Below are 25,984 nucleotides of genomic sequence, written 5' to 3' on the forward strand. Positions count from 1 at the left end.
AGCTTACTGGATAAGATCGGATTGTTGATAACGTACTGCTTTATCCAAAACCTCGTTAACGGTCAGAGCTGGGAGTTTTCCCGGCTCTGTACTGAACATCAATAAGTCGAGCTGGTTCATCAGCTTAAATCCAATTCCTTATCCTTCCCTTTGTTGGTTCTTAATTGAGAGATAGATTCCATAAGGCGATTCGCGTTGGTTGGCGATCTCATCAAATAAGCTGTTTCTTGCAAAGATTCGAAATCAGTTAATGACATAAGTACGCAATTTTCGCCATTTTCACGAGTGGTAATCACTGGGCTACAATCGTTCACGGCATTTGTCATCGTCTTAGAAAGATTTTTTTTGCTTCTGAGTGAGTTAACTCTTTCATTTATCCTACCTATGCCAAGAAATAACCTGAAAAATACAACGAAACACCTATTGATCGTACAACATACTGTACGATTGTTTTTGTATCTTGCAAGCTTCCAAGTTCGTAATTTGTGGTATCTGAGCTATAGCGGTCATTATTATCAGATTAACTAAGGTGTCATATGTACAACTTTGACAAATACAAATATAAAGGGCGAAACGTTGCCTGCCGAAAAAATGCAGGTTGTGTTCTTTCTGCCGAAGAGAGTGAGCGTGTTGCACGATTGATTCGTGTGTTTGATGCCGCAGTACAACTTTTTGGCGGAAATAAGAATGAAGCATGGACATGGTTAAAAAGTCCTGTTAAAGGGCTTGGTGGAGTTACTCCAATATCTCTTATTGCAACTGAAAGTGGCGCACTTGAAGTGTTAGACCTTATCGAACGTCTGGAGCATGGAGTATTCTCATGATTTTTCTATAGAATTAAGAAAAATCATTCTCCTTCTTTAATCTCTCTTTTCTAGATTAATGCCCAGTCAAATGTGAACTGGGCATTTTTTTAACGTCATGGTAGGTGGCAGGTTTACATTAAATAGAATCGATATTAATTATTTCAAATTGTTATTATATTAATAATATATTATATATATAGAATTAATGTTATTGGTGAAAATATATTTTTGGTATTTTAATAAAGAAAAAATAAATAATTGATCATAATTAGCGAAACGTTATATCTTATATGAAAGAAAGAAGTTTTCTGGGTTAAATATTGTTTTTGAATCTTGGTTTTATTTGAAAGTATCTGTCTATACATCAGTTTAGGTATTTTTTGATTTTAAAGTTTTATGGTGCGCTTTTTATGAATAAATTGTCTTTTGAGTAAAAGTATGTCTAAAAGATTTGTACAAATTCTCTCTAATCTGTATATCAGCAGGAGAGCTGCTTACCTTATATTCCGTGTGCTGAGAATAAAATTGCCGGATGAATAAAATAATGATGGAGTAGCATTTTCCTGCACTCAGTATTTTAAATAAAGCTTAATCGTTGAGCCGGAATATCTGTTTTTTTCGAAATGATCATATTCCATGATCACCGCTTTAACGTTGCTAACAATATGTTATTTGGTCTCTTTTTATCATGAAGAGACTAAAGGATTTGTATTGTTAAAAAAATGAGACATTCAACCTAACCATTATATCTGTCGAGTACGGTTTTAACTTCTATTAAACTAAGGGATTGTTTATGGGGAAATCATCAAGCAGGAGTGCGGAATATTTTTTTACCGGGAATTATTTCGCTGATGACAATGATAATGACATTGATGCTATTGGATTTGGTGGCTACATTTATGCTCGCGGAGGAAATGACCATATTACGTTAGGGTCGATTGCTGCCAAAGTCTATACCGGCACAGGTAATGACACGGTAGTCGGTGGCGCGGCATATTTATCTATTGAGGATTCCACCGGTAATCTGACAGTAAAAGGTGGCGCGGGTTACACCGATATTGATAAAAATGGTGATGGTAATGTTTCATTTTCCGGCGCTGCGGGTGGCGTTGTTATGGATCACACCGGTCATCACGGTGATCTGGACTTTACCGGTGCGGCCATTTATAACGAAATGAACCGTGACGGTTTAACGGGTGATATGAGCTTCAATGGTTCTGGCGGCTACAATAAATTATGGCACGGAACCAATCAGGGCAATTTATTCTTTGATGGCGCTGGAGCGGGTAACAAAATTGACCGCACTTGGTATGATAATTACCACGGAAGTCGTGGCGATGTCACATTTAATGGCGCAGGTGCGGCAAATAGTATTAGCTCGCGGACAGAGCTCGGTAATATTGTTTTCGAAGGTGCCGGGGTTGACAATCATATTGTACGTAAAGGTAAAGAGGGTGATATTACCTTAAGTGGTGCTGGGGCATCGAACCGAATTAAACGTATTCGCCAAAAGGAGGATGTTTACGTACAGACCCGTGGTGATATTTCTTTCGAGGGGGCAGGTGGTTATAACAAGATTTATTCTAATATTGCGCATGGCAATATTAATTTCTCCGGTGTCGGAGCCTACAACCAAATATCAAGAATAGGTGTCAATAATAGTCTCCGTGATGAGGCGCTGGAATATGCTAAGGCTAAAGATATTGTATTAACGACAGCAACGATGGGCGGAACTTGGATTCAAGAAGCCCGGCAAGTGACAGGTATTAAATCAACGACTGAACCTGATACTTATCTCTTTGCCTTTGCTGACGAAATGTATACGAAAATCAGCAAAATTCAGCTCCAAAATGATCCCGAAACCGGCAAGCTCAATTATTACGCCACCTCTTGGTATAAGGAGGGTAATCACCTCAATGGTCTAGCTTCAACGGAGATTTCTTCCGGTAATGGATTTGTCGATATCAACATCAATGATGCTTACCGACTTTTCAATTTAATGGTTGAACATTATCAGCCGGTGACTATTCATGCCGTGGAAGCGGGGTTATCTGAAAACGAGTGGATTATTTATGCGAGTGGGACAACGGTTAAAGCGGAAGATATCACCCTCTCTGATGCGAAGATGGGAGGAGATACGATCTTTGCTAATTGTCAGAAGTTTGATGTTTCCGCAGTGAGATCGAACCGTCAACCGAATACTTATGTATATGCTAAATATCTAGAATCATACACGAGAGTGGTGGTGGTTGAACTGGGAAATGATCCTGTCACGCAGGAACTCAAATACCTTGTTAATGCGTGGTGCAGAGCGGGTGATCATACCAGCAATCTGGCTGATGAAGATATTTCATCCACAAACGGTTACCACTCGGTGAGTGCAGGTAGCTGCGTGTTAAGTCAGCTTCAATATAGCCTTAATGCAACGATGCGCTGTGGTTCTGATCGGTTGGCGCATACCGAAGAATACCGTCAGCAAGCACTGGTGAACTCATCTACTAACAGTGGTGAGAGTTCCGGTGATATTCAATTCAATGGCGCTGGCGGCGGAAATGTTATTACATCCAGTGTCACCTATGGCAATGTCAATTTTGAAGGTGCGGGTCTGGCAAATGTCGTTGTTCATCAAAGTCAACGTGGAGATATGGATGTTCATGCTGGTGGTGCGGCAAATGTTTTCGTCCGTGTCGGAGATGGACGATATTTGGCACATCTTCTGGCGGTTGGCAATATTTCAATCCACAACGGCAATGGCAACAGCCAGATTTTCATGTTAGGTGGTTACAACACGCACACGCAGATAGGCAATGGTAGAGCGAGCTGGTTAGGTGCGGGCGGTTTTAATGTCATGACCCAAAAAGGAAATGGCAATGTCTCCTCGGTATTGGTGGGCGGCGCCAATGTGCTGACTAAGCTCGGTGCCGGTGATTTGGTTTCCGGTATGCTCGGTGGGGCTAACATTATCACGCATATCAGTGATGATGCTGAAATGTCGAATATCAGGGCAATTGCCTTGGGTGGCGCTAATGTTCTTACCAAGAAAGGACAGGGCGATGTGTTGGCAGTGACGGGCGGTGGTGCAAACGTTCTGACTCACATTGGTAACGGAAATACGACAGGTGTGATGCTCGGTGGCGCCAATATCCTGACAAAAATAGGCGACGGCGATACTATCGGCACTCTGTTTGGGATAGGTAATGTACTTACCCATGTCGGTAGCGGTCAGACTTTGGGGGTGATGGGGGCGGCAGGCAATATCTTTACCCGAGTCGGAGATGGCGCTGTGATTGCAGCCATGATTGGCGCAGGCAACCTCTTTACTCATGTCGGTAAGGGTGATGTATGGGCGTTGATGGGGGGCGCGGTAAACATCTTTACTAAAGTGGGTGATGGTGATGCATTGGCGCTGATGATAGCCGCAGGCAACATATTTACCCACATTGGTGATGGGAGTAGTGTTGCCCTGATGCTGGCAAAAGGTAATGCCGCGACCAAAGTGGGTAATGGTATGACGTTGGCCGCAATGATTGGCGGCGCCAATATTTTTACCCATATGGGAGATGGCAATACCTTTGCTGCCATGATCGGTGGCGCCAATGTGTTGACTAAGATCGGTAATGATCTGACAACCGCCTTGATGATAGGTAAAGCTAATATCTATTCCCATGTGGGTAATGGCTCCAGTCTTGGCTTGTTTGCCGGTGAACTGAACGTGATGACTAAAATCGGTGATGGTACAACGTTGGCGGCAATGTTTGGTCAGGCCAATATCATGACCCATGTCGGCAATGGTTTAACCGGTGTTTTGGCGTTAGGCGAAGCAAATATTGTCACCAAAACCGGTAATGATTTTATGGGGGTTGTCGCAGGGGCGAAAGCTAATGTTATTACTCATGTAGGCAACGCGGTGACTGCTGGCGTACTGCTTGGCGAAGGTAATATTCTGACCAAAGTGGGAGAGGGAACGACTGTCGGCTTGCTTGTGTCGAATGTGGGGAATGTCATGACCCATGTTGGTGATGGCACAACAGTGGGATTTGCTAAAGGTAAAGCCAATATCATTACCAAAGTGGGGAATGGCGCCGGTATCAATGCGGTTTGGGGTGAAGCTAATATCTTGACGCAAAAGGGGCATGGTGATCGTTATAACTTCGCGAAAGGTAAAGCGAACATCATAACCAAAGTGGGTGATGGACAAGAAGTGACGATCGTTCAGGGTGATGTCAATATTATCACTCATGTTGGTCACGGTGATGATTACACCGGCGCCTGGGGTAAAGCCAACGTCATCACCAAGGTCGGTGATGGGCGCAATGTGGTGCTTGCCAAAGGTGAGGCTAACATTGTGACTCAGGTGGGTAACGGTGACAGTTTTAATGCCTTGTGGAGTAAAGGGAATATTGTCACCAAAGCGGGTGATGGCATGCAAGTTACTGCGGCAAAAGGCAAAGCGAATATCACCACCACCGTGGGAAATGGCTTAAATGTAACGGCGACGCATGGCGACCTGAATGTGAATACCAAAGTGGGTGAGGGTGTTTCCGTTAACGTGGCATGGGGTAATTTCAATGTTAATACTAAAGTTGGAAATGGCCTGAATGTTGCGGTGATGAAAGGTAAAAATAATGCCAATATTCATATTGGCGATGGTCTGGGGGTGAATGCCTCGTATGCACGTAATAACGTGGCGATTAAGATCGGTAACGGTGATTTCTATAGTTTCTCTGTTGCAGAAAGCAATACGCAAAGCAACAAACTCTCTTCCTTCTTTGAACATATCAAACAGACAGCGTTAGGTGTGGGGGGCAGTCAGGCGATCAACTATCTGGTTGAGGGCGGTGAGGCTAATACGTCAGGAACACATAAAGGCAGAGGGGCGATTAATTTAGCCGAAGTTTCTGCTATTGATGGTTTTAAGATGAATGAAATTGCGCCGGTAAATTCAGATTTAAGCAGTCGTCTGAATAGTTCTGTAACAGCGATAGAAACGCCCGAGCTAGAAAATATCTATCATTCATTGAATATTGATGAAAGCGATGATCGGAAACAGGAAGCCGATCTGATCATCAATGGTAATTTTGAGCAAGGTAATTACGGCTGGCTGGCAACTAATGGTATTGAGGCATATCTCTCAGCCGGTGCTTACGGTCTTGATAATGAGGGGCATGGAGAGCGGGTTAGTGAACTTGATGCGGATAAAAACACCGCGATTTATCAGGATCTACAAGACTTGTTCGAGGGAGAAGTTATTTCATTGAGCTTTGATTTTGCCAATCGTCACAATGCTTATCTTACCAACAATGGCATGGAGGTTTTCTGGAATGGGGAACGGGTATTCTCAACTTCTGGAGATGTTGCTGGATGGCAAAACAAAACGCTGGAGTTGACAGCGAAAACCGGTAGTAACCAAATTGCATTTAAAGGTACAGGTTTAAATGATGGCGTAGGTTATGTTCTCGATAATATTGTTGCGAAATCTGAAAGTTCACGACCAGCTAAGGCTGTTATCGAACAGGTAAGACAGGATAAAGCGGCGCAAAACGCGTTAAGTGATAAAGATAAGGCTGGAGAAGATCGCCGCGTCTTGGAACAAGAGAAAGAGAAACAACTGGCAGCAATTGCAGAAACACAATCTCGATTGGAGTCAACGGATCAGGCGGTGCTAAACACCAATGGGCAAGCGCAGCGTGATGCGATAAAAGAAGAATCACAAGCAGTGACAGATGAGCTGTTCTCCATGACTCAAGGTCTGGATGCATTGAATGACTTTGATAATTACCACGGTAAATCTGGTGATCAATGGCGTAATCAATTTGCTGCCGGATTCTTAAACAATGTTCAGAGTAAATTGGATAACACCAAAACTAATGCACAGAGAGCATTGGTTAATGTACAGCAAAATATTAGCGATAACCGACAGAGTGTGAAAAAAGCGATTGCACAATCGGAGGCAGGTATAGCGAAAAGTGAGCAGCATCGTATTGGCGTGCAACAAGATATGATAGACGTTCATAAAAAAGTGGAATTGAGAGAAAAAGAGGCCCTGTTACAACAACGGCAAGCAGAAAAAGCAAAAAGTAATGCCAGTATTGCTTATCTAGAGGCAGAAAATCGAGGCAAACGCGATATTGCTGTGGCTGAGGAGAAAGTGATTCAGGCACAAACCGATGCGAAGAGCGCGAAGCAGAGTGACAATGCTAAGCCACAGCGAATAGGCGCGCTTGGTAGTGGTTTGCCGGGAGAGGCTTATCAGTCCACGGCTATGCCTGAAACCAGCAGCCATGTTGGTTTTGAGTTTGCCGAACAGGCAAATGGGCGATTTAGCGCAGGATTGATGGAAGAAGATCTGGCCGTACTGAAAGATGCAGAAAACATGATTAATCGATTGCAGGTTAATAATCAATCATCCTTGTTGGATAAAAATCTGCTAACAACATCTTCTCAACATCGAGGGGCAATAAAAGGGGATGTTTTTCAAAAAATTGATAATAAAATTTTTGACCTTATAGCACATGGAAAAGAGCTGGAAGCTTATTCATTCCATTTTAGCCAAGATGGCAATTTGTTAGAAAAACTTAGTGAAGTTATCCCGGAAATTGGCAGTGTGCTCTTGACTAAAGGAGATACCGCTGAGTCTAAAAAGCTCATGAAAGGATTGTGTTTTGCTTTATCTGCCCGTTATTTAATGGAAGAGCGAGTACATGGCTCTGGGGGTGGTAAAGCTTATATGTTGTGGTTGAAGGACACTGTTAAAGCCTATAACGACAAATCAGTCAATAAGAAAACCGATATCAACGCCATTGAATCCGCTTTGCTGACTCAATATCGCCGTCAAAATATTGGGGTGGTTATTGAAGATTTATTATCGATGCAGTACAGCCAATTTATGGATGACTCTACTCTTGAAGCCTATAAAAAAGCGAATGCTGCTTATGGCGGCAAATTGAAAGCTAATGGATTGGCCGGGCCGAACATTAATAATGCACTGAATTACTCTGCGGAAGGCTATGAATCCGTCATGGATAAGCTGCGTCATGTAAGAAAATCGACTTATATGACATTCATGTCGGAAGAACATGCTATGTCCGTTGTGGTACATAAAAAAATCAATCAAACAGTTTGGTCATTTTATGATCCTAACTATGGCGGCAAATCGTTTGCTAACTATAACGATTTCCGCCGTTTTATGGATACGTTTCATAAAGGGTTTATAACGAGTTATAAATTTCAGGCAAGTAAAGAATCCAACCAAAGCTTTTATGTTCAATTTAATAAGTTTGAAGAGGGAACCATTGCGAAATATGACGGCGTTTGGAAAACGTCACGTGATGGTGAACAAAACTACGTATTGCGCGCATTGAAAGAGCAAGGCAAGGTATTTAACTTAGGTTCAAACGTCACTGGGCGTGTAGTTGATTACCGAGAAGGTGATATCACCTTGGAAGTGACAGCTAAGCAAGGTAAACAAACTAAGAAGGTTCTGGTTGACGTTGAGAGCAACAACTTTAAACAAGCGGCCAGCTTTGTGCAGTCGAATATCGATAAAGTCCTCTCTTATCCAGCAGCAAATCGGCTGATACTTAAAGTGCCGGTTGATAGTGATGCGGCGAGCTCTTCACTGGAAAAATTGTCATCAAGTGACATCATCAAAAACAAAGATGCGGGAACTTGGGAACAGGTGGTTGTCATACCACAAGCCGATGAGCTTACGACTCGTTTTAGTCATCAGGTCATTATTCAAATGGAAGATGATCCGGTCGTTGCCAAAGCAGCAGCCAATCTGGCCGGTAAACACCCAGATTCCAGTGTGGTGGTGCAACTGGATGCTGACGGTAAATATCGTGTCGTTTATGGCGACCCAGCCAGATTATCCGGTAAGTTACGTTGGCAAATTGTCGGTCATGGCCGTGATACGTCGGAGCAAAATAACATTCGCCTGAGTGGTTACACTGCCGATCAACTGGTTGTGAGACTAAAGCAGTTCAGTCACGACCTTAAACCAGCGGGTAAACCTAGCCATATCAGCATCGTGGGTTGTTCTTTGATAAGTGATGACAAGCGGGATGGTTTTGCCCATCGCTTTATCACAGAGTTAGATAAACAAGGTATTCGCAGTAATGTTTCCGCCCGCCGTAGCGAAGTAGCGATTGATACAACAGGCCGTAAATTTACCCGTGATGCTAATAACCAATGGGTTAATAACTTGCCTGATAACAAAGTTGTATTCGAATGGAATAAACAGGGTGAATTGACGACCAGTACAGAAAGGGTTATTCGCGGTGTTACTGAAAGTGATATCACCCTTTCCAAGGTGGGATACACCGGGGATGATGCGGTGACGAGAGGGGCAGTTGCAGATTATCGTCGTCCTTTTACTACGCCAAAGAAACGTGAAAATACTATTCAGATTGACTCCAACGATAAATCGAATAATCAGTTTAGCTACTCCGGCAACATTCAGGTTAATGTGGGTGAAGGGGAGTTTACTGCGCTCAATTGGGGAACATCAAATGTCGGTATTAAAGTGGGTAGCGGTGGCTTTAAATCACTGGCCTTCGGTGACAATAATGTGATGGTCCATATCGGTGATGGAGACAGCAAACATAGCTTCGATATCAGTGGTTACCAAGCGTTTGAAGGGGCGCAGATGTTTATCGGTAATCGTAACGTGAGCTTCAATCAGGGCAGCAGTAATGACTTGATTGTGATGATGGATAAATCCATTCCAACGCCGCCACTGGTTAACCCGTTTGATGGTGTGGCGCATGTTGCCGGCGTACTACAAGATATTGCTTACTCTGGCAAAGAACAGGATTGGTTAATCGCGCAAGATCAGCAGTGGACAATCGCCGGTGCGAACAAGTTTGTGCAAGATATGTCCCGTTTGGATCAAACCAGCAGTGTGAACTACAAGACGTTGGTTGAGTTGGATTCACAGCATGAACGCAGTAGCCGCGGTTTGAATCGAGATATTGAAGCGACGTTGAATAAAAAATATCACCAATGGTTAACCAGCAACGTTACAGATATGGGCACAATGAGCCGAGCAAATCAATTCCGTCAGGCTAATGAGAAGCTGGCTTTTAACTTTGCCGTCGGTGGTCAAGGAGCAGATATCCAGGTAACAGCCGGTAACTGGAATTTTATGTTTGGTGATCATATCCAGTCGATTATGGATACCAACCTGGGTTCGTTGTTTGGTCTGATGACTCAGCAATATTCGACAACGGGTATGGCGAAGACCACTTTTACCTATCATCCGCAAGACTTGCCGCGTCAGCTTAAGAATAAGCTGCTTGGCCGATTAGCAAGTGTAAATGCAGAGACTACCCTGGCGGACATTTTTGGCGTGAATTACACCGCAGAGGGGCAAATTGTTTCCCGTACAGGAGAACCGGTTGATAGCGAAGCGATTCTGCAAGAGATGCTGGCAGTGATTGGAGAATTTAGCGGGGATCAACTGAAAGCTTTTACAAATCTAGAGAAGTTGCTTGATGGTTTGAAAGCGGGCATTGATATGGGCGAGGATGGCATTAGATCGTTTGCGGAAAATCATGGCTTGCAAGAGAAAGTTCCTGACGAAAACCGTAAACCGGAATCTCCAGTGAGCGTTGATGGAAAGCGTGCTCAGACCGATGATGAGAAATCTAAATCTGCATTTGGCTTTAATTCATTGAATCTGCCTAATCTGTTTGCGACGATGTTCAGTAAAGATAAGCAAGCAGAAATGAAGTCCTTAGCCACGCATTTGAAAGAAAACCTGACGGCTGATTTGCTTAATATGGAGGAAAAAACGTTTGATTTCCTGCGTAACAGCGGTCATTTGCATGACGATGGCGATATCCATATATCGTTGGGAAACTATAACTTCAATTGGGGTGGCGACGGTAAAGATCTCGGCGCTTATCTGGGAGATAACAACAACTTTTGGGGTGGTCGCGGTGATGATGTTTATTATTCAATTGGTACTTCCAACATCTTTACCGGCGGTGAAGGAGATGATCTGGGCGTCCTGATGGGACGTGAAAACTGGATGTTTGGCGGTAATGGCGATGATATCGCGGTGGTGGCCGGGCGCATTAACCATGTGTTTATGGGTGAAGGCAATGACCAGGTGTTTGTCTTTGGTGAAGGCGGTTTTATTGATGCTGGTAACGGACAGGATTACGTCACCATCTCCGGCAACTATAACCGGGTAGATAGCGGAGAAGGTCAGGATTACGTTGTCGCCATCGGCAATAATAACCAGGTTGAATTGGGTGAAGGCAATGATTTTGCCCGAGTATTTGGCAATGACAACCGGATCGACGGCTATTCCGGCAACGATGCGATAAAACTGATGGGCTACCATGCGGTAATCAACGGTGGGGAAGGTGATGATCACTTAATAGCCACGGCGATTTCGAAGTTCAGTGAGTTTGATGGCGGTGAAGGTCAGGATTTGTTGGTGCTTGGTGGGTACCAGAACCGCTTCCGGGGTGGTTTGGGGGCGGACAGTTTTGTGGTTAGCGGAGAGGTGATTGATACATCAGTCAATGATATCAGCGCAGAAGACATGATATTGCTTAATGGTGTTGACTGGAGAAACCTGTGGTTGCAGCGTAGTGGGTATGATCTGGTGCTGTCAGTGAAGCGCCAAACTCGGGACAACAGTGCGCAGGGGTTATTTGAATCAGTAGGTTCGGTGACATTTGATAATTACTTTAATGGCAATCGCGCCAAATTGGTGACTCGGATAGGTGATAAGAACTCATTAGGGGAGCGTGAATTTACCGCACTGTCAGATAATGTGGTGGATTCTTTGATCCAGGCAATGAGTGGTTTTGCGCCGACAGTCGGTGATAATGGTTTTATTGAGGGGCTGGAGAGTCAAGCGAAAGTGGCTATCGCAACAGCGTGGGCAGATGTCACGATTGGCAAGGGGACATTTGCCTAATTAAGTTCCTGATAATCAAGTGGCTCAAGATAAATGAGCCACTTTTATTGCTAATCAACCGGTTTCCTACATTAATTCCGTATTGGCATTAAGAAAACGATGAATTGCCTTTAAAACCGCGTCTGGTTTTTCTGCATGAACCCAGTGGCCGCAACCGGCGACTACCCAAGCTTTAGCCTGTGGAAATTGTCTGGCGATATCGTTCCGATATTCTTCCTGAATATAAGGGGAGAGGCCGCCACGAATAAACAGGGCTGGACGAGGCCATGTAGGGATCTCTTGCCAGCCACTGATCTTTTCATACTGATCAATTAATATCGGTAAATTGAATTTCCATTCCCCCTGATGGAATGATTTCAGTAAAAACTGAATGACACCTTCTTCCTGAATATTTTTTCGCATAATTTTAGCGGCGTCTTGACGGGTTTTAACTCCGGCTTCTGTCACTTTATTCAGTGCGGTAAAAATTTGGTCATGACGGCGAACTTGATAGGCAATGGGTGCTATATCAATAAGGACAATTTTTTCTATTCGTTCTGGTGCTAGTGCCGTTATTGCCATAGCGATCTTACCGCCCATTGAATGACCGATAATAATGGCAGACTCAATTTGCAGATGATCCAGCAGGGAAATAACATCTTGTGCCATATCGTGGTAATCCATATTATTTGCCCGTGGGGATAAACCGTGATTGCGCACGTCGACTTGAATGACGGGGTAGTATTGCTGCAAGTCACGGGCCAAAACCCCAAGATTATTGAGATCGCCGAATAACCCGTGGATGAATACCACAGGGGTGGAAGAGAGCGGATTTTCCGGTACCTGCATATGGTAATTTAACAGGTTGTCTAATTTCATGATGAGAATTGTTTTCTTTCAAGTATTGATATCATACCGTGTATATTGTTGCTTAAATTATAAAAAAGCAACCAGGTTATACAATTATAGTTAATAATATCTTATGATTAAGTTGTTCTCAAAACGCTCATGTATCAAAAACTTGTTAATTTTTTCAATGTAATACTTAATGGATTGAAAAATAAATGTTCTTCAAGTAAATAATATTATTAAATGGAAAGTTTTAAATAACTTATGAGATGATTATCGGTTCAATCATCTTAGTGAGGTTATTGATTGTGTGTTTATGTGATCTATATCTTGAAAAATTGTGTGTTAATTTTAATTTTTTGTGAAAAAATGATGAAAATTTACTTTATGTGTTATATGAGTGAAGACATAAGGTACATTTAACAATAACTACACCGTTCTAATAAGAATAAATAGAATCTGATTTTACACTATGGATTAGGGAATTAAGAAGTGAAGAAAAATTTACTAAAAAGCCTTTATTTTCAAGTTTTGGTTGCAATAACTATCGGCATACTTTTGGGGCATTTCTACCCACAGCTTGGGGCAGAAATGAAGCCATTAGGTGATGGATTTGTCAAATTAATCAAAATGGTTATTGCTCCTGTTATTTTCTGTACCGTTGTGACCGGTATCGCAGGTATGGAAAGTATGAAAGCTGTTGGTAAAACAGGCGCTATTGCATTGGTATATTTTGAAATAGTTAGCACAATCGCTTTGATTATTGGGCTAATTGTTGTCAATGTTGTACAGCCTGGTGCGGGGATGAATATTGATCCCTCTACATTAGATGTTAAAGCGGTATCCTTATATGCGGAAAAGGCGGCTGAACAAGGGATAATCGCATTTTTACTTGACGTTATTCCGGCTAGTGTCATCGGAGCATTTGCCAGTGGCAATATTTTGCAGGTCCTACTATTTGCTGTGTTATTTGGTTTTGCACTTCATCGTTTAGGAGAGAAAGGGAAACCAATCTTTAATATTATTGATGGTTTTTCTCATGTTATTTTCGGCATTATCAATATGATAATGCGATTAGCTCCTTTGGGGGCTTTTGGTGCAATGGCATTTACCATCGGGAAATATGGTATTGGTACATTGGTACAATTAGGGCAATTAATAGTTTGCTTTTATATCACCTGTATTCTTTTTGTGGTATTTGTTTTAGGAACAATTGCTAAAGCCACAGGGTTTAGCATATTCCGATTCATTAATTACATTAAAGAAGAACTATTAATCGTATTGGGAACATCGTCTTCTGAATCTGCATTGCCGCGTATGTTAGATAAAATGGAGAAAGTGGGATGCCAGAAATCTGTTGTTGGTTTGGTGATACCGACGGGATATTCATTTAATCTGGATGGGACCTCTATTTACCTGACAATGGCTGCGGTATTTATTGCTCAGGCAACGAATACTCATATGGATATTGTGCATCAAATAACGTTATTAGTTGTATTGCTTTTATCCTCTAAAGGTGCTGCTGGTGTAACAGGTAGTGGATTTATTGTATTAGCTGCGACAATTTCCGCTGTTGGGCATTTACCATTAGCGGGGCTGGCATTAATATTGGGAATAGATCGTTTCATGTCAGAAGCAAGAGCTTTAACGAATCTGATTGGCAATGGTGTTGCAACGATTGTGGTAGCGAAACGTTGTCGTCAGCTTGATGAAGGCAAATTAAACGAAGTGTTAAATGCTAAATAAGCAAATCTTTGGATTTTTATCTATTCGATGATTAATAAAATAATGCCGGCTTTTAACCGGCATTATTTTCAATTAATGAAGGCCAGTCAGCAATTAATATTATTCTCCTGCTAAAATGAATATGTAACTTACTTTCAATTGATTGATAATAGTGAGTTGCAATGTAATTCAAAAAAATATTCTATATAAATTATTTCATATTATTCATGATGAAACATATCGAGTTATTTCAGGATAATGTTTTACTTTTATTATTTGACATTTTTAAGAAATAGAGAATTACTTGTTTATTGGTAATTATGCCAAGATAAATGCAGTATATACTGTTGACAACATGCAAAGATGCGCATATCTTTACTTTTTACATTTAGTAAAGAGGTGTTTGTATGCCAATAGTTAGCCAAAAAAGGCAGGTGACGTTACCGCTTGAGCAATGTTTGATAGCAGGCATTCAGCCAGGTGATGAGTATGAGAGTTTCGTCAGCCGAAAAGGGGTCATTTCAATTGTCACAAAGCGCAAAGGTGCCGCGAAGGGGATATTGAAGGGTATCTTGGCCGATCACCAGGTGAGTGAAGAAGAATCACTTGAGAGTGGCATGCACTGATGATTGCGGTAGACACAAACGTCTTACTTAGGTATCTGCTGCAAGATGATGCGAACCAATCTCAAAAGGCCAATGCACTCTTTGAAGGTAATCAAAAAATCTTGATCACAGATGTAGTCTTAGTTGAGACAATTTGGACATTGAGAGGCAAGCGTTACTTGCTGCCTAAAGAGTCGCTGGTAAAAGTGTTGCATAGGCTCATTGAAGAGCCTAATGTTGTCTTCGAAGATGGTCATGCGCTCTGGTGTGCATTGGATGACTATATCAATGCAAAACCGATTAAATGCGGCGGCAAGACTAAGCAGGCCGACTTTGCGGACGCATTGATAGTGAATAAGTCTCAACGGTATGGAATAAAAAACAAAGAGTCGGTTTCACCGCTTTATACATTTGATAAAGCTGCATTGGAGATTGACGGTACAGAAGAGCCTTAGAAGAAATAGAGTTATGGTGGAGTTACGATCTTTAAATCATCTTGAAACCGTCGTCTACAGGTTCATCTAAATAATCGATTGACAGCTCCAGAGATATAAAAATAAGCCTCATCAACTATCTGGTGGGGTTTTTTATGCTTAATGTGACTCGACAAACATACAAACATCTTCTACGACAAAGGTGGGGAAGAGCTGTTTTAAAGAAATTCCGTTAGCGAAAGGTTATGTTTATTAGCATTAGAGTGGCGTCCCCTGCTGGAATCGAACCAGCAATTAGCCCTTAGGAGGGGCTTGTTATATCCATTTAACTAAGGGGACATAGCTTTATTATAACGGCTTTTCATTCATAATATAAGGCGTTATAAACTGTTTGCCTATTTAGTGATCGCTTGAATTGAGTACCATTCAAGTTAGATTGTCAGTAATATTGACATTATTGATGATCATCGGCGAGTCGTGCAACAAACTAATTTGCCGGATCTAGAAGGTTATTACTTGGAGAGATGTATGAAGTATCGTTTGGGCGGAATCGCTCTTACCGCCGCATTATTAGTGGGATGCGCTAATTCATCTGATACTGTTGAACAAGGGCGTTCAGACCCATTGGAAGGTTTTAACCGTACAATGTTCAACTTTAATTATGATGTTCTTGACCCTTATGTTTTACGTCCAGTCGCGGTAGCGTGGCGTGATTATGTGCCGATGCCTGCTCGAAATGGTTTGGGTAATTTTCTGAGTAATCTCGAAGAGCCGGCTAGTATGGTAAACAGTTTCTTGCGTGGTAATCCATATCAGGGAATGAAACATTTTAATCGTTTTTTCCTGAACACCATTTTGGGTATGGGGGGGCTGATTGATGTTGCAACGATGGCAAACCCCAAATTGGCAAAAGAAGAGCCAAAACGCTTTGGGAGTACTCTGGGCTATCATAAGGTGGGGTATGGCCCTTATGTTGTATTACCGGGCTATGGCAATTTCACCCTACGTGATGAAGGGGGAAACTGGGCGGATATGACTTATCCAATGCTGAGTTATCTGACTATTTGGATGTCAGCCGGCAAGTGGGCATTTGAAGGGATTGAAAACCGTGCTCGTTTACTGGATTCTGATGGCTTGTTGAAGAACTCGTCAGATCCTTATTTGATGATGCGTGAAGCTTATTTCCAGAGCCATGATTTTATGGCAAGCGGCGGTAAACTGGAAGCCACGAAAAATCCAAATGCTGAAGCAATACAGGATGATTTAGATAGTATTGATGATTGATAACTCCTTATTTGGTTTTTAACCGCGTAGATAAAAAAGGATAGCAATGTCGCTATCCTTTTTGAGAGTGGCATATTATTAGAATGCGTAGTTGAAGTTCACACCATATAGCCAAGCAGTGCCTTTAGCGTCGAATTCATATGCGTTAGGCAACGCTTCGGACAATTTCTCTTTAACAGTGACTTTCTGACCATGCATATATGAAATACCTACATCAACAGAAGCATCTTTGTTAAATGCGTAGGTTGCGCCTGCACTCAGCCAGAAACGATCTTGATCCGGAATGGAGATAGAACGGTTTTCAGCAGGAATCGGGCTGTCGTCAAAGGCGATACCTGTACGGAATGTCCAGTTGTCATCGTGATAATACGTTGTACCTAAAGCAATACGGTAGGCATCTTTAAAGCCTTCATGTTTACTAAACAGGACAGAGCCATCTTTATTTCTGGTCCCTTTCAGTTCATTAAACTCACTCCAGCCTGTGTATGCCAGGCTATAGTGGATAGCCCATTTAGGTGCTACACGGTTATAACCAGAAACTTCCCAGATATCAGGCAAATTGAGATCCAATCTACCGCCAATGGTTTGGCCTCCAGTACCCGGTAAATTTATTCCCATTTTTTGCGCCATTTGACCTAGTTTAACAGGTATGTCGTTTTTATAGTCACCGTCTTTAAACTTAATTTTAACTTTAGAACGATAAGTCAAGCTGTAGCGGTTATTTTCATCCACTTCATACATGATACCTGCGTTCCAGCCATAGCCCCAATCTTTACCTGACAGATTAGCAACTTCATCTGTTGGTTTTATGAGACCTTTTGGCAATTTAGGGTGATACGACAGAGCGCCCGCATGACGGACGATTTCTGCATCCGCATAAACAGCGTTCAGCCCTAAACCAAAGCTAAAGTGATCATTCAGCTTATAAGCACCGCTTAAGTTGAAGTTTAATGTTGTCAGGTCAGTTTTACCGCCGATAGGGCCTGCTTCATAGTTATTGCTAAAATCGGTTGCCAGGCCGAAGTTGGTAGTGACCGAAGTACCAACAAACCATTGATCATCGATTGGCATAATGAAATGTATGTTAGGTATCCAAGCGGTAGGCGCAATATTTTTAGCGTTAGTGCTTTTGCCCGTTATTGGGGATTTACCGGTAATATCAACATCAGGGTTGATATAGATAGCGCCAATAGAAAATGATGGGCGATCAAACAGTGTCATTGCTGCTGGGTTACGGCTTCCTACCGTTGCGTTATCAGCGACAACGCCTTCCCCGGAAAAAGCGCGGCCCAAAGCCGAAGTAGAAAATTCATTTAACTGGAAACCAGCAGCGCCAGCATTCGATGAAATTATTGCCACTGCAACCGCTAATGCTGAACGGGTGAACAGGTTTTTCTGGTTCATAACCAAAACCCTCTTGTTTATTATTTAACTATGCCACTTATCTTAGCAAGGAGCGCAGGATTGTAGGGTCGGTTTGCCTCGCTGACAAATCAGACCAGTCGTGAAGTATAGGTCTGATAACAGTTGGTGTTGCAAGAATGTTTTCAAAATATTACCAAGTTGATATCAAAAACGCGACTCAGTTAACAAAAAAATGATTTTTGATATTAATAAAAACGTTTAAAAATGATTTTTTAAGATCAAATTTCGGCAGATAAATATTCTTTAGGGGGTAGGGCGAGTTTCCCGGTAGTTTAAGAGAGATAAAATATTAAAATTCATTATGAATATTTTAGTAATGAAATTGTGACTGGTGTAATAGGCTAATTTCGCATAAAAGCTTGCGAACATGTTCGAATAAGTATTGAAACCATTTAGCCATTAAAAAAATTAAAGTTGCGCTTCCTCTCATTTTTGATTTATTCAGGTTTGCTATTTATAAACATTACGCTAACAATGATCTATCAGGTCAGACCTGTCCAGATTGGTTGAAAAGTTTTTTCAGTAATTTGATTCAGTTAACGATAATCTTTCAGGAGCCGTTATGAGTCGTCCTTTAACAAAAGTGACACAGCAAGGTGATCGTATCGCCATTGTCAGTGGGCTGCGCATTCCATTTGCTAAACAGGCAACATCGTATCACGGCATCCCGGCTGTGGATTTGGGTAAATCAGTCGTCAGCGAACTTGTGACTAGGAGTGGTTTACTCCCTGAAAAGATTGACCAACTGGTGTTTGGGCAAGTAGTGCAGATGCCGGAAGCGCCAAATATTGCCCGTGAAATCGTTCTTGGTGCTGGGTTAAGTGTGAGTACTGATGCTTATAGTGTATCCCGTGCGTGTGCCACTAGTTTCCAGGCGATTGCCAATGTGGCTGAAAGCATTATGGCTGGCTCGGTGAATATCGGGATTGCCGGAGGAGCAGATTCCTCGTCTGTATTGCCGATTGGTGTGACTAAATCCCTGGCTCGTACTTTGGTGGATATGAATAAGGCTAAAACGTTATCGCAACGCCTTAAGTTACTTAGCCGCCTTAAATTTCGCGATTTATTGCCTGTATCTCCGGCGGTAGCGGAATATTCGACAGGTCTGCGTATGGGAGATACCGCAGAGCAGATGGCGAAGACTTACCGTATCAGTCGAGAAGATCAGGATGCACTGGCACACCGCTCCCATATTCTGGCGGCGAAAGCTTGGGAACAGGGATTGTTGGTTGATGAAGTCATGACAGCTCACTTCCCACCGTATCGTGAAGCACTGCTTGAAGATAATAATATTCGTAAAAATTCTGTACTGACCTCTTATGCGAAGCTGCGTCCAGCATTTGACCGTAAGTACGGCACGGTCACTGCTGCAAACAGTACACCGCTGACGGATGGGGCGGCGGCAGTCATATTGATGCGTGAATCAGTGGCTAAGGCGTTGGGAACAAAACCGCTCGGTTATCTGCGTAGCTATGCATTCTCAGCCATTGATGTCTGGCAGGATATGTTATTAGGGCCGTCATACGCCACGCCAATAGCGCTTGATCGGGCAGGTATTACACTGAAAGATCTGACTTTAATCGATATGCATGAAGCTTTTGCGGCTCAGACGCTGGCAAACTTGAAAATGTTTGCCAGTAATGAATTTGCTCGTAATAAATTAGGGCGTGCTCAGGCAATTGGTGAAGTCGATATGGACAAATTTAATGTTTTAGGTGGTTCAATCGCTTATGGGCACCCATTCGCAGCGACAGGAGCTCGTATGGTGACGCAAGTATTGAATGAGTTGCGCCGTCGGGGCGGTGGGCTTGGGTTGACAACCGCTTGTGCTGCTGGCGGGTTGGGCACAGCTATGGTATTGGAGGTGGAATAATGACTCAGGCTCAGCATGATGCGGCACCCATCACTACGGGTACAAATCAAACTGCTTCCGTTTTCAGTTTTGATATCAGGCCAGATAAGATCGGCGTTATCACCATTAATGTGCCGGGAGAAAAGGTAAATACGCTGAAAGCAGAATTTGTTGATCAGTTTCTGAATGTTTTCAAACAAGCTCAGCAATCTTCGGGTCTTAAAGGATTAATATTAATTTCCGGTAAGCCGGATACGTTTATTGCCGGTGCCGATATTTCTATGATTGCCGGATGTAAGACTAAAGAAGATGCGCGAGATTTGGCTGAAAAGGGTCAGAAACTATTTTCTCAGATAGCTAATTATCCCTTGCCTGTAGTAGCAGCAATTCATGGCGCTTGTTTGGGCGGCGGTTTGGAATTAGCGCTTGCATGTCATTGGCGCGTCTGTTCACTGGACGATAAAACTCGTCTTGGATTACCGGAAGTTCAACTTGGGTTATTACCCGGTTCTGGCGGTACTCAGCGGTTGCCGAGACTTATTGGCGTCAGTTCAGCGTTGGATATCATTCTGACAGGTAAACAGCTACGGGCGAAACAGGCATTACGGCTCGGGTTGGTGGATGATGCTGTGCCGTTGGATATTCTGCTGGACATTGCTATTGAAAAAGTCAAAAAGGGTATTCCTGTGCGTAAGCCTTTGCCGTGGCAACAGCGGTTATTAGTTGGCCCCTTGGGAAGATACTTTTTGTTTAATATCGTTCGTAAAAAGACACTGGCGAAAACTCGTGGGCATTATCCTGCGCCTGAACGAATTATTGATGTTGTCAAAGAAGGTCTTGAAAAAGGCATGAGTCAGGGTTTACGGGCTGAGGCGGTAGCATTTGGTGAACTGGCAATGACACGGGAATCTGCTGCGTTACGTAATCTGTTTTTTGCTGCAACTTCGTTGAAGAATGAAACGGGTTCATCAGAGAGACCGGCGGAAATCAAGCGCGTTGGTATATTAGGTGGTGGCTTGATGGGCGGAGGCGTTGCGAATGTAACAGTCACTCGTGGCAAGTTGCCGGTGCGGATTAAAGATATTAATGAAAAGGGCATTAGTCAGGTATTGAAATATACTTGGGATTTGTTGTCCAAGCGGGTGAAGCAAAAACGACTACGCCCGGCAGAGCGTGCTCAGCAAATGATGCTGATTTCAGGAGCGACGGATTATCGTGGTTTCGCACAAACCGATATTGTTGTTGAAGCAGTGTTTGAGGATTTGTCACTAAAGCAACAAATGGTGGCAGAAATTGAAACGAATGCTAAACCAGAGACCATATTTGCATCTAATACATCTTCACTACCTATCCATCAGATTGCTGAAAAAGCCCAACGACCAGAACAGGTTATTGGTCTGCATTATTTTAGTCCAGTAGATAAGATGCCGCTGGTGGAAGTTATTCCACATCAAGGGACTAGTGAGAAAACGATTGCTACAGCCGTTGCTTTGGCGAAGAAACAGGGTAAAACCGCTATTGTGGTGGGTGATAAAGCCGGGTTTTATGTAAACCGGATTCTTGTCCCTTATATTAGTGAAGCCGCTCATTGTCTAGTAGCAGGAGAACCTATTGACCATATCGATGGAGCACTGGTTAATTTTGGTTTTCCGGTAGGGCCGATTAATTTATTGGATGAAGTAGGTATTGATGTTGGCACCAAAATCATGCCGATTCTGGTAGAGCAACTAGGTCCGCGTTTTGCTGCGCCTGAATCTCTCGATGCTGTACTGCAAGATGGTCGCAAGGGTAGGAAAAATGGCCGTGGTTTCTATTTGTATGCATCAGAGGCCAGAAAATTCCGGCAGTTTGGTAAGAAAGGCAAAAAAGTTGATAGCTCGATTTATACCTTGCTGAATATAACACCTGAGTCGCATATGCTCTCGTCAGAAATCGCTCAGCGTTGTGTGATGCTAATGCTTAATGAAGCTGTTCGTTGTTTAGATGAAGGCATTATCAGAAGTCCGCGTGATGGTGATATTGGGGCGGTATTTGGCATAGGTTTTCCGCCATTCTTTGGTGGTCCATTCCGTTATATTGATAGCCTTGGTTGTGCCAGAGTGGTGGAGATTCTGCGTAGGCTGGAAAGCCAGTATGGAGACAGATTTGTACCTTGTGAATGTTTAGTGAAAATGGCTGAACAGAATAAAAGTTTTTATCCATAGTGGCCTGTGCTGCATTGATGAAAAAATGATTTCCGGTGCCGTTGAGGCACCGGAATTGTATTGAGTATTTTTGAATGAAAAAGATCTCTTTATAGATTTAAGCAACATCCATTGAGTTGTCGTTCAACCATTTTATTTATTTTGAGTAGAATGCTTGTTCACTATCTTTGAAATGTTTTTGTAGTAACAATTTTTATTGTATAACTCAGGTCGGGATTGCTGATATTTGTTAGCGGTAGAATAACTGCACTTACTCATTCATACGGTGGACTATGCAAATTTTTATTATGCGTCATGGTGACGCGGCTTTAGATGCAATGAGCGATGCCGCCCGGCAACTGACTCCTCGCGGTTGTGATGAATCGCAAAAAATGGCTTGTTGGTTAGCACAGCAAAAGCATCAAATTGATCTTGTATTGGTGAGTCCTTATATTCGCGCTGAACAGACGTTACAGATTGTTCGTAAATCTTTATCTTTACCAGACAGTGAAGAAGTATTGCTGGGGTTAACGCCATCAGGTGATGCTGCTACAGCGAGTAGTTATCTCCAGTTTCTTGCTGAGCAAGGTCATAACGCTGTTTTAGTTGTCTCTCATTTACCATTAGTCAGCTACTTAGTTGCTGAGCTATGTCCGGCAGAAACACCACCGATGTTTGCAACTTCTGCAATGATATGTGTAGATTTAAACAGCCAGACTGGCAAAGGGACTCTTGTCTGGCAGGTCAGTCCGTCACAATTAGCAGAAAAAGCCTAATAATCCAGCAATGTATATACCCTATGGAAAGATAACGGGTATAGGCTCAAGGCTCATCAAGTTCGATAAGCATTAATAGTGCGGCGTTGCCGCCCCATTCCTTTGGCGCTTGATGGAAGGCTATGATATCTGGGTGTTGAGCTAACCACAGAGGTGTTTGCTGTTTGAGAATGTGTTTTCCGTGACCGTGCATGATGCAGGCACAATAGACATGTTCACGACGGCAAGCAGCGATCAATGCCCCAATTTCCTGTTTGGCCTGAATTTGAGTTAGTCCGTGTAAATCAAGAAACAGCTCTGGCGAATAGTCACCTCGACGTAATTTCTTCAATTCGTAATGGTTTGTATCTCCCCTTACATAACGGGTAGGACCCTCGGTATCAAGGTTAGGCTGAAATTCATCAGAAAAATAGTAGCTGGCATCAATTTGTTCTTGCTGGACTCGTTCAGGGGCAATATAGCTGATTTTTTTTCTTCTGGGAGAATGTAAGACGGTATCTTGGTTAATGCGTTTGGTGCCTGCTACCGATTGTTGAAATAAGTGAATTTCTTCCTCATTCAGGGAGTATTTATTTTTCATCATTGCTCAGTTAATTAAACCATTTTGTGACAAGTGTACTGCATCTTTTTAACTATTAAACCTAATTATGCTTAATAAAACCTGATTTTACCGAGTTTGTGGTTTAAAAATGCTGATAAGAAGGCATATCTCGGTAGTTAACAAAATAATTTGACAATAACAGTTGGTTGGAAATTAAATGTATATACAACTAGAAACCTGATTTATCAGATATAGACCAATAACAGGATGCTAATCATGGCGATAGAACTGCGTGATACTGATATCATCTGGCGCAATGCAAGACTGGCAACAATGGACTCTGCTGTCAATGCAGCTTACGGATTATTAAAAGAATATGATCTTCTGGTACGTGATGACAAAATTTTAGCTATTTTACCCACCGCAACATTACAGACGAATTGCTGTCAGGTTATTGATGTCCAACAACGCCTAATTACCCCTGGTTTAATCGATTGTCACACCCATTTAGTGTTTAGTGGTAACCGGGCTTATGAGTGGGAACAGCGTTTAAATGGTATGTCTTATGCTGAGCTTAGTGCTCAAGGAGGGGGGATTAACGCGACAGTTTCTGCGACTCGGGCCAGTTCTCATGAACAACTTGAACGTTCTGCGCAGCAGCGTCTTGCCGCATTTATGGCCGAAGGTGTAACGACTATTGAGATTAAATCGGGTTATGGATTAAATCTGGAAAATGAAGAAAAGTTGCTACAGGTTACGCAAAACTTGGCGCGACATAATCCGATAGAAATCAGCCCCACATTGCTCGCGGCTCATACTTGCCCACCTGAATATAAGCATAATCCTGACGCTTATATGGATCTGATTTGCAAAGATATCCTGCCACAACTCTGGCGAAAAGGGCTGTTTGAGGCAGTAGATGTTTTTTGTGAAAGTATGGGATTCAATCTGGCGCAGACTGAGCGGCTTTTTCAGGCAGCACAACGTTGGAATATTCCGGTAAAAGGCCATGTGGAGCAGTTATCTCATTTAGGCGGAAGTGAACTGGTCGCTCGCTATCATGGTCTTTCTGTGGATCATATTGAATATTTAGATCAGGCAGGAGTTGAGGCGCTCAGTCACAGTGGTACGGTAGCGGTTTTGCTTCCTGGTGCGTTCTACTTTTTGCAGGAAACACAGCGCCCACCTATCGATTTATTGCGGCAATTTAATGTGCCGATAGCCGTATCTACCGATTTTAATCCTGGAACCAGCCCATTTGCCTCTTTGCGAATGGCTATGAATATGGCATGTGTCCAATTTGGATTGACTCCAGAAGAGGTATGGCTAGGTGTCACCCGACATGCGGCTCGTGCATTGGGCAGAGAGCCGAGTCACGGGCAGTTGCGTGCAGGAGCTTACGCCGATTTTGTTGTTTGGGATGCAGAAAATCCCGTTGATATTTTTTATGAGTTGGGTCATAACCCTTTGAATACCAGAGTGTTTCGTGGCGTTATGACTCATTCCAACATATAAACAGATAAGGAGCGGTAAATGAATTTATGGCATGCTACTTCGCCGACTATTTGGCAAGGACGAAATGATTTGGCAGAAGCGGATAATGCACTTCGGCTTTTTCAAACAGTTAAACTATCTCCGTATTTTACGCCGGAAGAATTTTCTCACTATATTGCTCTATTAGGGTTTGAATGTGATGAAGGTGTAAAACGTAATCAGGGGAGGCCAGGCGCCAATCAAGGCCCTGATTATTTGCGACAGTCGTTGGCAAATATGGCGAGTCATAAAGGGCATGATCGATTGGTGGACTTGGGAAGTATTCGTGCTAATCCCAATCAATTATGTGAGGCGCAACAAGCCTTATCTGATGCCGTTACCCAATGCCAACGTCAGAATGTACGTACTTTGGTATTGGGCGGTGGACATGAAACGGCTTTTGCTCATGGTGTTGGCATTTATGATGCTTTTCCACATCAACGTGTTGGTATTATTAACTTTGATGCTCATCTCGATTTACGGCGGTCGCCGCAGCCTACTTCCGGCACACCATTTCGTCAACTTGCTGAATATTGTCAGCAACATCAACGCCAGTTTCACTATACTTGCATTGGCGCAAGTTTGGCGTCTAATACTCAGGCATTGGTGGATGAGGCAAACCGTTTGAATGCCACGATTATCTGGGATGAACAATGTCGTGAAACTATGCTGGACAAGGTGCGACAGCAAATACAAGATATACTCCAGCAAGTTGATTTGATTTATATGACGATCGATTTGGATGTATTACCTGCTTATCAGATGCCAGCCGTCTCTGCGCCGGCCGCATTGGGGATGCCATTAGAGCGCCTTTTGCAATTAGTTCAGCCAATTTGTCAGAGCGGTAAACTACAGGCGGCTGATTTGGTTGAACTCAATCCAATATTTGATATGCAAGGCATAGGTGGAAAAGCAGCGGCGCGTATTGCCTGGCAATTAGCACATTGGTGGTATTGATTATCTAGAATAACAGTACTATTGTGTTTTTTATTTTGGCAAAGATAGCCTGATAAAGTGAATGTAATTAATCACTTAACATTTTTACAGCATAAGGAA

General features: G+C 42.8%; 14 protein-coding genes, 1 tRNA gene and 1 pseudogene. 11 read left to right on the forward strand and 5 right to left on the reverse strand.

The window, feature by feature from the left end:
- Positions 1–119 precede the first annotated feature (119 nt).
- Positions 120–326 carry a type II toxin-antitoxin system prevent-host-death family antitoxin gene (locus tag EAE93_RS19210; protein ID WP_082301001.1) on the reverse strand — a complete coding sequence of 69 codons (207 nt, stop codon included), beginning with the start codon at positions 324–326 and terminating at the stop codon, positions 120–122.
- Between the two features lie 243 nt (positions 327–569).
- On the opposite strand from EAE93_RS19210, the pseudogene EAE93_RS19215 reads away from it, so the two are divergent.
- A pseudogene (locus EAE93_RS19215) lies at positions 570–824 on the forward strand (antitoxin Xre/MbcA/ParS toxin-binding domain-containing protein); the annotation flags it as partial.
- Between the two features lie 775 nt (positions 825–1,599).
- Entirely contained in the window at positions 1,600–11,742 is a 10,143-nt protein-coding gene (gene rtxA, locus EAE93_RS19220) for an MARTX multifunctional-autoprocessing repeats-in-toxin holotoxin RtxA (RefSeq protein WP_214040343.1), read from the forward strand.
- A 66-nt stretch (positions 11,743–11,808) separates the two neighbouring features.
- Here rtxA and ybfF read toward each other — a convergent pair whose 3' ends face one another.
- Positions 11,809–12,570, reverse strand: coding sequence for an esterase (gene ybfF, locus EAE93_RS19225; protein WP_415186301.1), 762 nt, complete (start codon positions 12,568–12,570; stop codon positions 11,809–11,811).
- Positions 12,571–13,062: 492 nt separating this feature from the next.
- Between ybfF and EAE93_RS19230 the strand changes: the two genes are divergently transcribed.
- The 3 genes from EAE93_RS19230 to EAE93_RS19240 all read left to right on the forward strand — a co-directional run bounded on the left by EAE93_RS19230 (position 13,063) and on the right by EAE93_RS19240 (position 15,355).
- Complete coding sequence (locus EAE93_RS19230) at positions 13,063–14,316, forward strand: dicarboxylate/amino acid:cation symporter (protein ID WP_036812384.1); 1,254 nt, start codon at positions 13,063–13,065, stop codon at positions 14,314–14,316.
- Positions 14,317–14,702: 386 nt separating this feature from the next.
- Positions 14,703–14,921, forward strand: coding sequence for a hypothetical protein (locus EAE93_RS19235; protein WP_040149197.1), 219 nt, complete (start codon positions 14,703–14,705; stop codon positions 14,919–14,921).
- The gene (locus EAE93_RS19240; protein ID WP_040149198.1) at positions 14,921–15,355 is read left to right on the forward strand and encodes a PIN domain-containing protein; all 435 of its coding nucleotides are present in this window, start codon (positions 14,921–14,923) and stop codon (positions 15,353–15,355) included. Before EAE93_RS19235 ends, EAE93_RS19240 begins: the two co-directional genes overlap by 1 nt.
- Before the next feature lie 243 nt (positions 15,356–15,598).
- Here the strand turns inward: EAE93_RS19240 and EAE93_RS19245 are convergent.
- A tRNA-Arg gene (locus tag EAE93_RS19245) sits at positions 15,599–15,673 on the reverse strand.
- A 189-nt stretch (positions 15,674–15,862) separates the two neighbouring features.
- On the opposite strand from EAE93_RS19245, the gene mlaA reads away from it, so the two are divergent.
- Positions 15,863–16,618 carry a phospholipid-binding lipoprotein MlaA gene (gene mlaA / locus EAE93_RS19250; RefSeq protein ID WP_036812382.1) on the forward strand — a complete coding sequence of 252 codons (756 nt, stop codon included), beginning with the start codon at positions 15,863–15,865 and terminating at the stop codon, positions 16,616–16,618.
- 78 nt (positions 16,619–16,696) lie between these two features.
- On the opposite strand, the gene fadL is transcribed toward mlaA, so the two are convergent.
- Complete coding sequence (fadL, locus tag EAE93_RS19255; protein ID WP_110086625.1) at positions 16,697–18,022, reverse strand: long-chain fatty acid transporter FadL; 1,326 nt, start codon at positions 18,020–18,022, stop codon at positions 16,697–16,699.
- Between the two features lie 583 nt (positions 18,023–18,605).
- On the opposite strand from fadL, the gene fadI reads away from it, so the two are divergent.
- From fadI to sixA, 3 genes are all read left to right on the forward strand, one after another.
- Entirely contained in the window at positions 18,606–19,916 is a 1,311-nt protein-coding gene (gene fadI / locus EAE93_RS19260) for an acetyl-CoA C-acyltransferase FadI (protein ID WP_046393826.1), read from the forward strand.
- The gene (fadJ, locus tag EAE93_RS19265) at positions 19,916–22,099 is read left to right on the forward strand and encodes a fatty acid oxidation complex subunit alpha FadJ (RefSeq protein ID WP_214040345.1); all 2,184 of its coding nucleotides are present in this window, start codon (positions 19,916–19,918) and stop codon (positions 22,097–22,099) included. Before fadI ends, fadJ begins: the two co-directional genes overlap by 1 nt.
- A gap of 272 nt (positions 22,100–22,371) precedes the next feature.
- Positions 22,372–22,854, forward strand: coding sequence for a phosphohistidine phosphatase SixA (sixA, locus tag EAE93_RS19270; RefSeq protein ID WP_036777700.1), 483 nt, complete (start codon positions 22,372–22,374; stop codon positions 22,852–22,854).
- A 46-nt stretch (positions 22,855–22,900) separates the two neighbouring features.
- On the opposite strand, the gene smrB is transcribed toward sixA, so the two are convergent.
- A complete protein-coding gene (gene smrB, locus EAE93_RS19275) occupies positions 22,901–23,434 on the reverse strand; it encodes an endonuclease SmrB (protein WP_036777702.1) in 534 nt (177 codons plus the stop codon).
- 237 nt (positions 23,435–23,671) lie between these two features.
- On the opposite strand from smrB, the gene hutI reads away from it, so the two are divergent.
- Together hutI and hutG are read left to right on the forward strand one after the other, a co-directional pair.
- Positions 23,672–24,910 carry an imidazolonepropionase gene (gene hutI, locus EAE93_RS19280; RefSeq protein ID WP_214040346.1) on the forward strand — a complete coding sequence of 413 codons (1,239 nt, stop codon included), beginning with the start codon at positions 23,672–23,674 and terminating at the stop codon, positions 24,908–24,910.
- Between the two features lie 18 nt (positions 24,911–24,928).
- Complete coding sequence (hutG, locus tag EAE93_RS19285) at positions 24,929–25,885, forward strand: formimidoylglutamase (protein WP_040149206.1); 957 nt, start codon at positions 24,929–24,931, stop codon at positions 25,883–25,885.
- Positions 25,886–25,984: the final 99 nt, after the last annotated feature.

The sequence above is a fragment of the Photorhabdus akhurstii genome, assembly GCF_018448925.1.
Taxonomy (GTDB): Bacteria; Pseudomonadota; Gammaproteobacteria; order Enterobacterales; family Enterobacteriaceae; genus Photorhabdus; species Photorhabdus akhurstii.

What these genes read in the sequence shown, in the direction of transcription:
- hutG (WP_040149206.1), top strand. Translation starts at nt 24,929, where the DNA reads ATGAATTTATGGCATGCTACTTCGCCGACTATTTGGCAAGGACGAAAT.
- EAE93_RS19235 (WP_040149197.1), top strand. Translation starts at nt 14,703, where the DNA reads ATGCCAATAGTTAGCCAAAAAAGGCAGGTGACGTTACCGCTTGAGCAA.
- hutI (WP_214040346.1), top strand. Translation starts at nt 23,672, where the DNA reads ATGGCGATAGAACTGCGTGATACTGATATCATCTGGCGCAATGCAAGA.
- EAE93_RS19210 (WP_082301001.1), bottom strand. Translation starts at nt 326, where the DNA reads ATGACAAATGCCGTGAACGATTGTAGCCCAGTGATTACCACTCGTGAA.
- rtxA (WP_214040343.1), top strand. Translation starts at nt 1,600, where the DNA reads ATGGGGAAATCATCAAGCAGGAGTGCGGAATATTTTTTTACCGGGAAT.
- sixA (WP_036777700.1), top strand. Translation starts at nt 22,372, where the DNA reads ATGCAAATTTTTATTATGCGTCATGGTGACGCGGCTTTAGATGCAATG.
- EAE93_RS19240 (WP_040149198.1), top strand. Translation starts at nt 14,921, where the DNA reads ATGATTGCGGTAGACACAAACGTCTTACTTAGGTATCTGCTGCAAGAT.
- ybfF (WP_415186301.1), bottom strand. Translation starts at nt 12,570, where the DNA reads ATGCAGGTACCGGAAAATCCGCTCTCTTCCACCCCTGTGGTATTCATC.
- mlaA (WP_036812382.1), top strand. Translation starts at nt 15,863, where the DNA reads ATGAAGTATCGTTTGGGCGGAATCGCTCTTACCGCCGCATTATTAGTG.
- fadJ (WP_214040345.1), top strand. Translation starts at nt 19,916, where the DNA reads ATGACTCAGGCTCAGCATGATGCGGCACCCATCACTACGGGTACAAAT.
- fadL (WP_110086625.1), bottom strand. Translation starts at nt 18,022, where the DNA reads ATGAACCAGAAAAACCTGTTCACCCGTTCAGCATTAGCGGTTGCAGTG.
- fadI (WP_046393826.1), top strand. Translation starts at nt 18,606, where the DNA reads ATGAGTCGTCCTTTAACAAAAGTGACACAGCAAGGTGATCGTATCGCC.
- smrB (WP_036777702.1), bottom strand. Translation starts at nt 23,434, where the DNA reads ATGAAAAATAAATACTCCCTGAATGAGGAAGAAATTCACTTATTTCAA.